Genomic DNA, 12,743 nt, shown 5'->3' with positions numbered 1-12,743 from the left:
GCGCCACCTTAGCCGAAAGCCTGCCGGTAGAAAAGCGTCAAAGCAGCGGTTTTAGCGTCGGCCAGACATTTTCCAGCAACTTGCCCTGGGCGCCGACCGCCGGGTGCAGTTGGTCCGCCTGCATCAGCTCGGGATGCCCGCCCACGCCTTCAAGGAAAAACGGCACCAGCGGGATGTCTTTTTCCTTGGCCAGCGTGCCATAGACTTCGGCAAACGCCGTGGTGTATCGCGGGCCGTAATTGGGCGGCAACTGCATGCCCAGCAGCAGCACTTTCGCACCGCCGGCCCTGGACTGGTCAATCATCGACGCAAGATTTTGTTTCAATTGCGCTGGCGGCTGCCCGCGCAGGCCATCGTTGCCACCAAGCTCGATCACCACCACGTCCGGCTTATGCTCTGCAAGCGCCGCCGGCAGCCGCGCCAGGCCTCCGGCACTGGTGTCGCCACTGATCGAGGCGTTGACCACTTTATCGTCGAAACCCTCCTGCTTGAGCCGCTGCTCGAGCAGGGCCACCCACCCTTTGCGGGTATCCAGCCCGAAACCGGCACTGATACTATCGCCAACGATCAGGACTGTACCCGCCGCTGCGTTCTGGGCCATGCACATCAAGGCCAGGCCAGCACTCAAAAACCACATTCGCATCGGATTCTCCATGGGCGCAAGCATTCTCACCGCGCGGAACCTCAGCAAAGTGGTTCCCAGCGCGGAAGGTGATCTGACTATCCTGCACGAACTGAGCCTGGAACTGAACAAGGGCGATAGCCTGGCTATCGTCGGCAGCTCCGGTTCCGGCAAATCCACCCTGCTCGGTCTGCTGGCCGGCCTCGACCTGCCCAGCAGTGGCGAAGTCACCCTCGCCGGGCAAGCCCTGAGCACACTCGACGAAGACCAGCGCGCGCGCATCCGCGCCGAGCACGTGGGCTTCGTATTCCAGTCATTCCAATTGCTCGACAGCCTCAATGCGCTGGAAAACGTCATGCTGCCGCTGGAGCTGGACGGCCGCAAGGACGCCCGCGAGCGCGCCAGGCATTTGCTCGAGCGGGTCGGCCTGGGCCAGCGACTGACTCACTCGCCGCGCCAGTTGTCCGGTGGCGAGCAGCAACGCGTGGCGATTGCCCGCGCATTCGCCGCCGAACCGGACGTGCTGTTTGCCGACGAGCCCACCGGCAACCTCGACAGCCACACCGGCGAGCGCATCAGCGACCTGCTGTTCGAACTCAATAAAGAGAGCGGCACGACCCTGGTGCTGGTCACCCATGACGAACGCCTGGCGCACCGTTGCCGGCGCCTGATCCGCCTTGAAGCCGGCCTGATGGTCGCGCCCCTGGAGCCTTGATGGCACGTTTGCCGCTGTTGCATCTGTTCAGCATTGCCATGCGTCAATTACTGCGCGATGCCCGCGCCGGTGAATTGCGCGTGTTGTTCTTCGCCCTGCTGGTGGCCGTGGCGGCGAGTACCGCCATCGGCTACTTCGGCGCACGCCTGAATGGCGCGATGCTGCTGCGTGCCACCGAGTTCCTCGGCGCCGATCTGGTGCTCGAGGGCAGCTCACCCGCCCGCGAGGAGCAAATCCGTTCCGGCACCGAGCTGGGCCTGGATCACGCGCGAATCGTGGAGTTCTCCAGCGTCATCGCCACCGACAACGGTATCCAGCTCTCCAGCATCAAGGCGGTCAACGAGCAGTACCCGTTGCGCGGCCAACTCAAAAGCGCTGCGGTGCCCTTCGGTGATGAAACCTCCGGCGGCGAACCGAAGCCCGGTGAAGCCTGGGTGGAGGCGCGGCTGCTGACCGCGCTGGACCTGAAAGTAGGCGACAGCATCGACGTGGGCATGAAAACCCTGCGCCTGAGCCGCATCCTGACCTACGAGCCGGACCGCGCCGGCAATTTCTACAGCCTCACGCCGCGAGTCATGATCAACCTGGCCGATCTGGACGCCACGGGCGTGGTGCAGCCCGGCAGCCGCGTGAGCTACCGCGAACTGTGGCGCGCACCGCAAGGCAGCACAGCGCTGCAAACCTACCGCGACCTGATCAAGCCGGGCCTTGCGGCCAACCAGCGCCTGCAGGATTCACGGGACGGTAACCAGCAGATCGGCGGCGCCCTGGGCAAGGCCGAGCGCTACCTGAACATGGCCAGCCTGGTCGCGGTACTGCTGGCAGGCGTGGCGGTGGCGCTGTCGGCCAACCGCTTTGCCAGTCGCCGTTTCGATGCCAGCGCGCTGCTGCGCTGTCTCGGGCTGTCACGTCGCGAAGCGATGTTGCTGTTCAGCCTGCAACTGAGCGTACTGGGCCTATTGGCCAGCCTGACCGGCGCCTTGCTGGGCTGGTTGGCGCAGTTTGGCCTGTTCTACTTCCTGCACGACCTGCTGCCGGCCGATGTGCCGCCCGGCGGGCTGCTGCCGGCCGTGGCCGGTATCGGCACCGGGCTGGTCGCCCTCGCCGGCTTCGCCCTGCCTCCCCTGGCGGCGCTGGGCCGCGTGCCACCGCTGCGGGTATTGCGGCGCGACCTGCTGCCGATTCCTTCCAGCACCTGGATGGTGTACGGCGCCGCCCTGTTTGCCCTTGGCCTGATCATGTGGCGCCTGAGCCTGGACCTGGTACTCACCTTCGCCCTGCTCGGCGGCGGTGTCGTCGCTGCGCTGATCCTCGGCGGTCTGCTCCTGCTGTTACTGCAAAGCCTGCGTCGCCTGCTGGCCCGCGCCTCCCTGCCATGGCGCCTGGGCCTGGGCCAATTGTTGCGCCACCCGCTGGCGGCGGCGGGCCAGTCGCTGGCGTTCGGGTTGATCCTGCTGTCCATGGGTTTGATCGCCCTGTTGCGCGGCGAACTGCTCGACACCTGGCAAAACCAGTTGCCCAAGGACGCGCCCAATTATTTTGCGTTGAACATTCTGCCCGCCGACAAGGACGCCTTCAGCGCCCGCCTCATGGAGGTGCAGGCGCACTCGGCGCCACTGTATCCGGTGGTGCCCGGCCGCTTGATCAGCATCAATGGCGAGGCAGTGCAGGATATTGTCAGCAAGGATTCCAGTGGCGACCGCGCCGTGCAGCGTGACCTCAGCCTGACCTGGGCTGCCGACCTCCCGCCGGGCAATGCCCTGACGGCAGGCGCCTGGTGGTCGTCGCAACCCACGGATGAAGTGCCGGGGGTATCGGTGGAAGCCAAAGTCGCTGAAAGCCTGAAGCTCAAGCTCGATGACCATCTGGTGTTTACCATTGCCGGGGAAAACCGTGAAGCGCGGGTTACCAGCCTGCGCACCATCAACTGGGATAATTTCCAGCCCAACTTCTTCATGATTTTCCAGCCTGGCACGCTGAAGGACCTGCCTGCTACCTACCTGACCAGCTTCTACCTGGCGCCCGGCCACGACCAGCAGGTCGTCGACCTGTCGCGGGCCTTCCCGGCCGTCTCTATCCTGCAGGTCGAAGCCCTGCTGGAACAGCTGCGCAGCATCCTCGCCCAGGTCACCCTGGCCGTCGAATACGTATTGCTGTTTGTGTTGGCGGCGGGAATGGCCGTGCTGTTTTCCGGCTTGCAGGCCACCCTCGATGAGCGAATTCGCCAGGGGGCGTTGCTGCGTGCGCTGGGGGCGGAACGCAGGTTGCTGGTGAAGGCGCGGCGCATCGAGTTCGGTTTGCTGGGGGCGGTCAGCGGGGTGCTGGCAGCGTTGGGCACCGAACTGGTTACCTGGGCGCTGTATCGCTACGCTTTTGACCTGGCCTGGCAACCGCACCCATGGTTGTTGCTGCTGCCGGTGATTGGCGCGGTTCTGATCGGAGGCGCCGGCGTATTCGGTACCCGCCGGGCGCTGAACGCCAGCCCGTTGACGGTATTGCGCGAAGGCTGAAACTCAATGGCCCGCCGTCAGGACAGACGGCGGGCCATGCATGCCTACTTCACGTATTCAATAGCGGTAATCCACCAGCAGACTTCGCCGCCCGGGGTTTGCACTATAGCCTCGTCATCGACTTGCTTGCGCAACAATGCACGGGCCATGGGGGAGTCGATGGAGATATAGTCCATCCGCTCATAAATCTCGTCATAGCCCACGATACGAAAGCGCTTGGTCTCGCCCTGCTCGTTCTCGATATCGACCCACGCGCCGAAAAATACCCGCCCTTCCTGTTCAGGCATGTACTCGACCACGCGCATGTCTTCCAGACGTTTGCGCAAATAGCGCACGCGTCGGTCAATCTCACGCAGCAGTTTCTTGTTGTACTGGTAATCCGCGTTCTCGCTGCGATCCCCCAGGGAAGCAGCCCAGGTCACCTTGCGCGTGGTGTCCGGGCGCTTTTCCCGCCAGAGGTAATCCAGCTCTTTCTTCAGCGCTTCGTGGCCTTCTTTGGTAATCAGCTTGGTGCTCAAACCCTTGCATCCCCAGGCAATGTCCAATGGTGCCGATATGCCCCAGCTTCATGCCCTGGCATCGACAGGCAAGGGCAGATGATAAATGAACCGTGGAAAACACGTGAGGGAACATCCTGACCCCGGGCTAGCTCTCCAGTGACCGGTCCAGCTCAAGGAGCACATCCTGCAGGTGCTGTCGCATGTCCGACACCTGTGCTGTCGCCTGCGAGAGTCGTCCGGCCTTCTGGTCGACCTGCAGATTTCGCTGGTGCAATTGCGTTTCGCGCTGCTCCAGGTCAAGGCTTTTTTCATCATGGGCGGCCTGCGCCTGCTGCAATCGAGCTTCCCACTGCTCAAGCATCTGTTCTCGTTCGACAACTGCAAGCTGCTTTTGCGCCAGCTCCTGAGCGACCTTGGCCAGATTGGTCAGCGTATTGTCCACTTCAACCAGCGTGGCGTGTTCCGTCTGTGCCGCAGGGTGGCGCGATGCCGACTCATCTGGCTCAAATTGAGTGACCGCTGTGGGCTCAACCCGGGTCGGAACTTTCGCCACTGCGAGTGGAGCCTGCAACGACGCGTTAACCGCCGGCTCGCTCACCTGCTCTGCTGCTTGCCTTGACGGCTTGGCGATTCTGGGAGGCGAGACCATTTGCGACGAGAAGCGAATGGACGGCACGATCAACGAAGCACTTTCGATCGCCGGCAACACGGGTGCAGAGATGCCCAAGGTAATGACCTTCATCACCAGAGCCTTCTTTATGATCATCGAGTGATGATCCTCGGGCCTGGCGGGAGGCAACTTGCAACCTTTCATATCAATGAAATGATACGGGACCGCAGCCTCGGCAGAGCCCGTCCTGCTAGAGGAAGCCGCTGCCGCCATCAGAATTTGTTTGAACGCCTGCATAGCCACTTGCAGGTCTTCACTGGACTCGACGCCACTCAGAAAGTGACGATCGGCTTTTTTACGTAAAGCTGCGATATAGACTCTGGAATTACCGGGTTCCACTTCCTCATCCAGGCTATAGACCAGAAAGTTGGATTGGATCTGCGCCACGGCAAATCCACACAGGAGCGCACCGTTGACCGGAGCTCCCTGATCGCCATGTTCAAGAACAAGCGTACGTAACAGCATCATGATAATCAGGCCTCACTGAAAAAGAGCAAACCTTATATAAATAAAACACCAGACAGACATCCGGCCATTGACAAGCCAACGTCAATTTATTGTTTCAGTTAGCCAGGCAGCCGAGCGTAGGACTTATCTTATTGATCCACCCCTACGTTCCCAAGCATCAGGTTTAAACGTACCCTTTTTCAGGCGCTGAACGATGCCTGCACGGCATTACCTACATTAGGTTCTGTAAAAATACTCGGTAAGAAAATGCTCGAGATAGACGGTATTACAAAGTACTTGGGCAAAAGAAAACTTATCCATAATCTCTCGTTTTCCGCTCAACGCCAGGAATGCATTGGCCTGTTCGGGAGCAGCGGTGCGGGAAAGACGACACTGTTGAATTTGATCGCCGGCTTATCGAATCTGTCGGGCGGACGAATCAGCGTTGCAGGTTTCAATACTCAAACCCACCCGTATCAAGCTCAGGAAGCCCTCGGCTATCAACTCCAGGGTGGCCTCAATCATCACCGTATGTCAGTCAAAAGCGTCCTCAACTTCATTGCTGCCCTTCGAGGGTTCAGCGGCTCCGAAAAGCGCGAGCGGATAAATAATACCGCCACACGCCTGGAATTATTCCCGGTGATGGACGCTCCCCTGGCCGTACTGTCCACGCAATGGAAGCGCAAGGTCGCAATCGCCCAGGCCATCCTGCACACACCTCGCCTTTTGCTGCTGGACGAGCCGACTGAGGGCATGTCACCAGACCAACTGCTCCCATTCAAAATGCTCATCAAATCCTTGAGCGACGAGATGACCATCATCATTGCCTCTCGCCGCTGCGACGAACTGTCCACCCTCTGCGCGCGCGCGCTGGTTATGGCAGACGGCCAACTGGTGGCTGACACGCCGCTGCCCGAGTTGCAGCGCAACTCCCGGCATCACCATGCGGTAACCCTGGCTGCGCAAGCACCGCTGGATTTACTGGCGCTCGCCGTTTTACCCGGTGTTGCGGGCATCGAAGAGGACCTCCATGCGCCCGGTACGGTGACCGTTCTCGCCCTGCCGGGGCAAACCATTTATCCCCATATCAACGCTCTCATTGTCAGCCGCGGCTGGAATATAACCTCGCTAAGCCTGGAGCAGGGTCGCCTGAATGATGTCATTCACAACCTTAGTCAGGAGGTGCGTCCTTGAAACGGCTTCCGGTTATTTTTACGCATCAGCTCACCCGGTATGCGTGCTCGCCCAGCACTTATCTGAGTGCTGCGGTTTTTTTGGTGCTGTGCGCGGGACTGGGGTTGCAGTTGGGTCAGTGGCTTGAGCGGGACAGCAGCGACTTGCAGGTTTTTTTCCAGTTTCATCCCTGGCTGTACCTGCTGCTGATTCCAGCGTTATCGATCCAGCTATGGTCGGATGAGCACGACGTGGGCTTTCGCACGCTGATAAAAACCCTGCCCATTACCCCATTCGAGTGTGTGTTCGGCAAATTCCTGGCCGCCTGGTTCGTCTGCGCGATTGTCCTGATGCTGATGCTGCCCATCGTGCTCATCGCCAATCACCTGGGCGAGGCGGACAACAGCGTTATCCGCTCACAATTTCTGTCGAGCTGGTTACTGGCCGGAAGTTATTTATCCGCAGCGTGTTTCATCTGTACGTTGATCCGCCAACAGGTCGTTATTTTCCTGTTAACCATAGGCTTACTGCTCACTGTCAGCGGACTGTATTCGGTCATTGAGGCGCTTGACCATCAAATGCCGATTTGGGTCATTGACAGTTTAATCTCCCTAGATCCGCTCTCACGCTTTGACACTATTGATAATGGGAAACTGACACTGAGTGACAGTTTATTCTTCATTAGCATGATCCTTGCCTTTCTATCGGCATCTACGGTCACGCTCAATTATAAAAGCCGTTGAGAAGCGAAATACCGTATGCGATCCGCTCTTCTTCCGGGTATGACGCTAATCGTCATATCATTGCTGTTCCTGGCATTTAACCTGGTGTGGATCAAACACATCCCCGACATCCGCTGGGACGCCTCTCAACAAAAAGTCCACACCTTATCGCTACCCGCACGGCAGTTACTCGCCACACTGGAAAGCCCGCTCGACCTGTATTATTTCAACTCAAGAAATGACCCGAGAAGAAGCCAGGTGTTAAACCGTTATGGCGAACGTGTGGAGGACCTGCTCAAGCAGTACGAAAAGGCGGCGAAAGGCATGCTCAACCTGCACATCATTGACCCGGCGCCCTATTCGGAAGACGCCTACAAAGCCGCGCTGTACGGCCTTGACGACCAACACGGTTTTCTCGGCCTCATAGGCGCCCGCGCAGGCATCGGCACTCAGCGTATCAGTGCATTCAACCCTGATCATGAAGCATTGCTTGAATATGAGATCGGCCATTTGATCCACACATTGACGCGTTCCGAGCCGCCGACCGTTGGTGTGCTGTCAGGGTTGAAACTTCAAACCGCTGCCGGACAGTTGCTGGAGCAGATGCACAAGCATTTCAAGCTGGTGGAGTTGTCGCCGACTACCGGCCAGATTCCCTCTTCCATCGAGACGATGATGGTGGTGCACCCCCGTTTGCTGCCCGAGCGCGCGCTCTACGCGATTGAACAATTTGTCCTGCGGGGCGGCAAGCTGATGATTTTTGTCGATCCGTTGAGCGAGACGACACCGAGCCCGGCACCGGCAGATTCCGCACTGGACGGAATCCTTGCGGCCTGGGGCCTCCAGATGCCGAGCGAGCAGATGCTGATCGATAACGTGTCTGCCTCGTCCACCTTATCAGGCCCGGGAACAACCACGGTACAACAGGCCGCCCGCTTGAACGTGCTCCGCCAGGGCATGAACACCCATGACATAAGCAGCTGGAATCTCAGCTCAGTGACGGTGTCGAGCAGCGGCGCGCTGTCCCCTATCCGCAAAAGCCATACGACGTTGACACCGCTGCTGCAGAGCTCCAGGCGCTCAATAATGCTGGATACCAGGCGCTTCGCTGCAACGCTTGCGCTGGAATTACTCAATGACGCGAATGCCCCCATGCAGTCCCATGTGATCGCTGCCCGCATCGAAGGGCCCGCCTACTCGGCATTCCCCGACGGCATCAAGGGCCTGCCCGCGGGCCTGCAGGACGCGACGCGGATCCAGGTCACAGTGATCGCGGACACCGATATGCTTACAGATACCGTCGTCAGCTCAACCGGCAACAGCAACGTGCGGTTTGTCTTGAATACGCTGGACAACCTGGCTGCACCCGCTGCACTTGCGAACATTCGCCCCCGCGCAATGAACAGCCCGACGCCACATCTTCTGGAGCAAATGCGTGAGGTCGCCGCACAAAGCTATTCCCGGAATGCCGGCGAACTCGAGCGAAGGTTCGCGCGCACGGAGCAGGCATGGCAACAGCTGAGTCCGCGCAACACGGGTGTTGTCACCCAAGCGGTGGACACCAGTGTCCAACTGCAGGCACTCAATAAAGAACGCCTGCGCCTGCCCATTGAAATGCACGCTTTGAAAGTCGAAGCCTACGCGAAGGTCCTGCGATTGAAGCGAGAGTTGATATTGCTCATGGTCCTGGCGATACCGTTGCCGCTATGCCTGATTGCCTGGGCACTCGCGCTGCACCAGCGCCGACGCCGTTCAGCGCACGCGGCCGCCGCTTACTGATCAGTCAACGACGCGCAATCAACCCTTGCCGGGCAATACGCGTCAATTGGCGAATCACTTCAGGGGCGTCGTCGGCACTGGGTGCCTGGATAACCGCCAGGTCAAAGCTGTTGTTCGCAAAACGCGAGAGGGGATCGCCGTCTTCCACAAACTGGATAAGGAACGCCGAAGGCCGCCCCGTGCGACGCGGCCAGCCGTCCAGGTAACGAAGGAGTGTTGGCTGATGCTTGCCGCCGAGGAGAATTTTCGGATTGCGCTGGGTCAGGTCCGCAGTAATGGGAGCCAGGCGTATCAGGGGGCTTAGTGCATTCATCGTGTCGTGTCTCTGCCTCAAAAGTCTGCGGGCAGGTGAGAGGCAACACCGAACCAGCGCTTTAGCGGTATTTCGAACCCTGCCTGCTGACGAGCGCAAAGTTCTGTCGGACTGCATTCAGTCCCGTGGCGCCCCGCAATTAGCTGTTTAAATCGGCGCATGAGCAGCATCCTAGAGAAGCCGGTGGGGCAGTGTCAAGAATCCCGAGCAACGAAAAAGCCCGCACGTGGCGGGCCTTTTGAAAGGGCTAAAGCAGGCTTCAGCGGATGATGGCGCGGTCAGCGGACAGCCTGCCCGCTCCTTCCAGCAACACCGCCAACGCGCCGCCAAGCAAGGCCAGGGCAAACTCATAACCGTTATTGGCCATGAACAGGCCGTTATGGATGTGCACCGAGAAGATCGCCACCAGCGTCAGCACGCTCAGGCCCAAGGCTGCAGGACGTGCCAGCAGGCCGATGATCAGCGCCAGGCCGCCAAAAAACTCGGTGCCGCCCGACAGCAGGGCCATCAGCGTGCCGGGTGCCAGGCCGACGCTTTCCATGAACTGCGCGGTACCCGCCAGGCCACCGCCGCCAAACCAGCCGAAGAGTTTCTGCGAACCATGCGCCGCGAAGATGACGCCGACAAAGATGCGCAGAATCGTCAGGCCGTAGCCGGCGCGAGTGGACAGAACGCGTGTGATCAATGGGCTCATGGATGTGAATCCTTTTGTGGGTAGAAGAGGGTTGGCCGCTATATTAATCAGATTAACCAATGATAAAAGTCGAAAAAACGCCTTATCAACATCTATAAAATCGATTATTTCCGCGAGGCGACTTTCGGCGTCCGCGGCTCCAGCGACTCTCTCTCCCGATCGAACGCCAGGTAATACTTGTTGACGCTATTCACATAGCTCACGCCGCCCATCCCCACTTGCTCCATGGCAATGCGTTCAACCTGAAAAAACCACTGGTTGGGGTTCAGTCCACGGCGTTTCGCCTCGGTGCGCATGCCCTGCACCCGCTCCGGGCCCATGTTGTAGGCCGCCAGCACAAAGGCCATGCGCTCACGCTCGTTGAGCTTGGGGCTGGAGAAGAATTTGCGGCGGATCATCGCCAGGTAACGCGCGCCCGCCTGCACATTGCTATCCAGGCTCTCGATATTATTCACGCCCACCCGCTGCGCAGCCGACGGTGTGATCTGCATCAGGCCGGTGGGGCCGCCGCTGTTGCGCGCGCCCGGATCCAGCGCCGACTCCTTGAACGCCAGCGCGGCAAGGTTCAACCAGTCCATGCCTTGCTCGCGCGCATGCTTTTGCAGGACAGGACGCAGTTTCTCCAGCCGTTGGCGGTCGGCACGCGCCAGTGGATTACGCACCTGGTAGAGCCGACGATAGATGCGCTGGAACGCCACGTCTTGGTCGGCCGGGGTTCGGTAGGTCTTGAGAAAGCGGTCAATGCTGGCGCGCAGCATGGATGCATCCTGGCGGACGAACCAGTACTCGTCACCGGGCTCACTGATCACCACCTGCCTGTCGAAACGCAACCGGGGCAGGATCTTCGACCAGCGTTCGGCAATCGGTTTTTCCACGATGGTCAGGTGGAAGATCCCGGCCTGAACCATCTCCAGTACATCCTCCACGGCCAGGCTCGGATCGACCCATTCCACCTTGATCGGCGCCTGCTTGTGCAGGGCCAGCTTCTGGTTGACCTGGCTGATCGCGTCCGCTGCCGCGCTGCCGGTGGTGAGCGTCAAGGTGCGGCCGGACAACTGCTCAAGCCGGGTAAAGCGTCGTTCGCCCTTGACCCCGACCAGCCACAACGGCACATCACTGGCAATCGGGTCGCTGGTACTGATCTTGTGTGCGGCCTTCATGTCCAACAGTTCGCCGGGTGCCACCAGATCGCCTTCGCCACGGGCCAGCGCGCCGAGCAGTTGGTCCTTGGCCTTGGGAATGATCTTGAGGTTGATTTCCTGGCCATCACGGGCGTGGCCATTGAGGTATTGCTCGAAGGCGCGCAGGCGATGATATTCGACGCCAATGGCCTGCCCCTGTACCTCGCCGGAGCTGTTACGACTCTGATTGACCAGCACGCGCAGGGTGCGACTGGAACGAATTTGCGCGAGGTCTCGCACCTTGCCGGGCTTGACCACTTCCACCGGCCCGTCCAGACGCGCCACCGCCGCCAGGGGCAGCAGCAGCAGCGTCAGGCACATCACAAGCATTGCCGAGGGTCGGATCATCCGCTCTCCGGAAAGAATACTGGCCAGCGCCCGTGCGAAAAACGCGGTGCTGGAGGTCAGAAACAGAGCGCTTTATGCGCAGGCTTTGCACGCAATGGCGGCAGCATGAAAGGCGCCCGGCCTATCACAATGTCGCGAGTGACGTTCAAAGACAGCTATAACCTGTTGTAGTTCTTAGATTTTCTTATAAATCTACAGCTCTGATATGCTTTCCGGCCGAAGGCGGAGATAGCACCATGCAACTCATTGATATCGGCGTCAACCTGACCAACCCCAGTTTCGACGGGAAGCATCAGGCCGTTCTCGAGCGTGCCTATGCCGCAGGCGTGCAGCAACTGGTGCTGACGGGCACCAGCGTCGACGGCAGCGAACAGGCGCTGGACCTGTGCGAGAAACTCGACGAAAGCGGACAATGCCTGTTCAGCACCGCTGGCCTGCACCCTCACTCTGCCAACGACTGGAACGGCGACAGCGCCCAGCGTTTGCGCGGGTTGCTCGGCCAACCACGCGTGCGCGCCGTGGGAGAATGCGGGCTCGACTTCAACCGGGACTTCTCCCCTCGCCCACAGCAGGAAAAAGTTCTCGAGGAACACCTGGCCCTGGCCATAGAGCTGAAACTGCCAGTGTTCCTGCACGAGCGCGACGCCAACGTACGCCTGCTGGAGATTCTCAAGGATTACCGTGATCACCTGACTGCTGCCGTGGTGCATTGTTTCACCGGCGAACAGGCAGCGCTGTTCAGCTACCTGGACCTCGACTTGCACATTGGCATCACCGGCTGGATCTGCGACGAACGCCGTGGGACGCACCTGCATCCGCTGGTCAGGGAAATTCCCCGTGGACGTCTGATGCTGGAAAGCGACGCGCCCTACCTGCTGCCGCGCAGCCTGCGCCCCAAGCCAAAAAACGGGCGCAATGAACCGGCCTATCTGCCAGAGGTGCTGCGCGAAGTCGCCCTGCACCGCAACGAAAGCGCCGAAGACCTGGCCCGACACAGCACCGCCTGCGCCCGCGCCTTTTTCGGATTACCTGTCGTGGCGTGATACGGCGCATTGACCCATATCAACAA

The 12,743-nt window shown here is 60.0% G+C and carries 12 protein-coding genes; 6 read left to right on the top strand and 6 right to left on the bottom strand.

Translation table 11 applies throughout. The features are described from left to right. Nucleotides 1-37 precede the first annotated feature (37 nt). On the bottom strand, nt 38-643 hold the full coding sequence (locus RHM60_RS24385; RefSeq protein ID WP_209980468.1) for an arylesterase: 606 nt from the start codon (nt 641-643) through the stop codon (nt 38-40). A 10-nt stretch (nt 644-653) separates the two neighbouring features. On the opposite strand from RHM60_RS24385, the gene RHM60_RS24380 reads away from it, so the two are divergent. Then, nucleotides 654-1,337: an ABC transporter ATP-binding protein gene (locus RHM60_RS24380; protein WP_003233397.1), complete on the top strand. Its 684-nt coding sequence runs from the start codon at nt 654-656 to the stop codon at nt 1,335-1,337. Further along, nucleotides 1,337-3,847, top strand: coding sequence for an ABC transporter permease (locus RHM60_RS24375; protein WP_322213055.1), 2,511 nt, complete (start codon nt 1,337-1,339; stop codon nt 3,845-3,847). Before RHM60_RS24380 ends, RHM60_RS24375 begins: the two co-directional genes overlap by 1 nt. Before the next feature lie 44 nt (nt 3,848-3,891). Here the strand turns inward: RHM60_RS24375 and greB are convergent, their stop codons facing one another. Both greB and RHM60_RS24365 read right to left on the bottom strand, forming a co-directional pair. After that, a complete protein-coding gene (greB, locus tag RHM60_RS24370; RefSeq protein ID WP_209980463.1) occupies nt 3,892-4,365 on the bottom strand; it encodes a transcription elongation factor GreB in 474 nt (157 codons plus the stop codon). A gap of 127 nt (nt 4,366-4,492) precedes the next feature. Continuing rightward, a complete protein-coding gene (locus RHM60_RS24365) occupies nt 4,493-5,485 on the bottom strand; it encodes a hypothetical protein (protein ID WP_322213053.1) in 993 nt (330 codons plus the stop codon). Nucleotides 5,486-5,731: 246 nt separating this feature from the next. On the opposite strand from RHM60_RS24365, the gene RHM60_RS24360 reads away from it, so the two are divergent. From RHM60_RS24360 to RHM60_RS24350, 3 genes are read left to right on the top strand one after another with little or no spacing between them, the layout of a single operon-like run. Continuing rightward, nucleotides 5,732-6,658: an ABC transporter ATP-binding protein gene (locus RHM60_RS24360; RefSeq protein WP_209980459.1), complete on the top strand. Its 927-nt coding sequence runs from the start codon at nt 5,732-5,734 to the stop codon at nt 6,656-6,658. Next, nucleotides 6,655-7,380 carry an ABC transporter permease gene (locus RHM60_RS24355; RefSeq protein WP_322213052.1) on the top strand — a complete coding sequence of 242 codons (726 nt, stop codon included), beginning with the start codon at nt 6,655-6,657 and terminating at the stop codon, nt 7,378-7,380. The genes RHM60_RS24360 and RHM60_RS24355 overlap by 4 nt, the downstream gene beginning before the upstream one ends. Nucleotides 7,381-7,395: 15 nt before the next feature. Further along, nucleotides 7,396-9,138 carry a GldG family protein gene (locus RHM60_RS24350; RefSeq protein ID WP_322213051.1) on the top strand — a complete coding sequence of 581 codons (1,743 nt, stop codon included), beginning with the start codon at nt 7,396-7,398 and terminating at the stop codon, nt 9,136-9,138. A gap of 4 nt (nt 9,139-9,142) precedes the next feature. Here the strand turns inward: RHM60_RS24350 and RHM60_RS24345 are convergent, their stop codons facing one another. The 3 genes from RHM60_RS24345 to RHM60_RS24335 all read right to left on the bottom strand — a co-directional run bounded on the left by RHM60_RS24345 (nt 9,143) and on the right by RHM60_RS24335 (nt 11,674). Further along, nucleotides 9,143-9,451 (bottom strand): class I SAM-dependent methyltransferase, encoded by a 309-nt coding sequence (locus tag RHM60_RS24345; protein ID WP_322213050.1) that lies wholly within the window; start codon nt 9,449-9,451, stop codon nt 9,143-9,145. Nucleotides 9,452-9,710: 259 nt separating this feature from the next. Beyond that, complete coding sequence (locus RHM60_RS24340; RefSeq protein WP_322213049.1) at nt 9,711-10,145, bottom strand: DoxX family protein; 435 nt, start codon at nt 10,143-10,145, stop codon at nt 9,711-9,713. 104 nt (nt 10,146-10,249) lie between these two features. Further along, a complete protein-coding gene (locus tag RHM60_RS24335) occupies nt 10,250-11,674 on the bottom strand; it encodes a transglycosylase SLT domain-containing protein (protein ID WP_322213048.1) in 1,425 nt (474 codons plus the stop codon). A 236-nt stretch (nt 11,675-11,910) separates the two neighbouring features. Between RHM60_RS24335 and RHM60_RS24330 the strand changes: the two genes are divergently transcribed. Continuing rightward, entirely contained in the window at nt 11,911-12,717 is an 807-nt protein-coding gene (locus tag RHM60_RS24330) for a TatD family hydrolase (RefSeq protein ID WP_209980446.1), read from the top strand. Nucleotides 12,718-12,743 lie beyond the last annotated feature (26 nt).

The organism is Pseudomonas sp. MH9.3 (genome assembly GCF_034354675.1).
Taxonomy (GTDB): domain Bacteria; phylum Pseudomonadota; class Gammaproteobacteria; order Pseudomonadales; family Pseudomonadaceae; genus Aquipseudomonas.
Note: the sequence above shows the minus strand (reverse complement) of the source record. Positions and strands in the feature narration are given on the sequence as shown.

Coding starts and splice junctions, on each gene's coding strand:
- RHM60_RS24360 (WP_209980459.1), top strand. CDS start 5,732: ATGCTCGAGATAGACGGTATTACAAAGTACTTGGGCAAAAGAAAACTT.
- RHM60_RS24385 (WP_209980468.1), bottom strand. CDS start 643: ATGCGAATGTGGTTTTTGAGTGCTGGCCTGGCCTTGATGTGCATGGCC.
- RHM60_RS24330 (WP_209980446.1), top strand. CDS start 11,911: ATGCAACTCATTGATATCGGCGTCAACCTGACCAACCCCAGTTTCGAC.
- RHM60_RS24335 (WP_322213048.1), bottom strand. CDS start 11,674: ATGATCCGACCCTCGGCAATGCTTGTGATGTGCCTGACGCTGCTGCTG.
- RHM60_RS24340 (WP_322213049.1), bottom strand. CDS start 10,145: ATGAGCCCATTGATCACACGCGTTCTGTCCACTCGCGCCGGCTACGGC.
- RHM60_RS24350 (WP_322213051.1), top strand. CDS start 7,396: ATGCGATCCGCTCTTCTTCCGGGTATGACGCTAATCGTCATATCATTG.
- RHM60_RS24375 (WP_322213055.1), top strand. CDS start 1,337: ATGGCACGTTTGCCGCTGTTGCATCTGTTCAGCATTGCCATGCGTCAA.
- RHM60_RS24345 (WP_322213050.1), bottom strand. CDS start 9,451: ATGAATGCACTAAGCCCCCTGATACGCCTGGCTCCCATTACTGCGGAC.
- RHM60_RS24365 (WP_322213053.1), bottom strand. CDS start 5,485: ATGATGCTGTTACGTACGCTTGTTCTTGAACATGGCGATCAGGGAGCT.
- RHM60_RS24380 (WP_003233397.1), top strand. CDS start 654: ATGGGCGCAAGCATTCTCACCGCGCGGAACCTCAGCAAAGTGGTTCCC.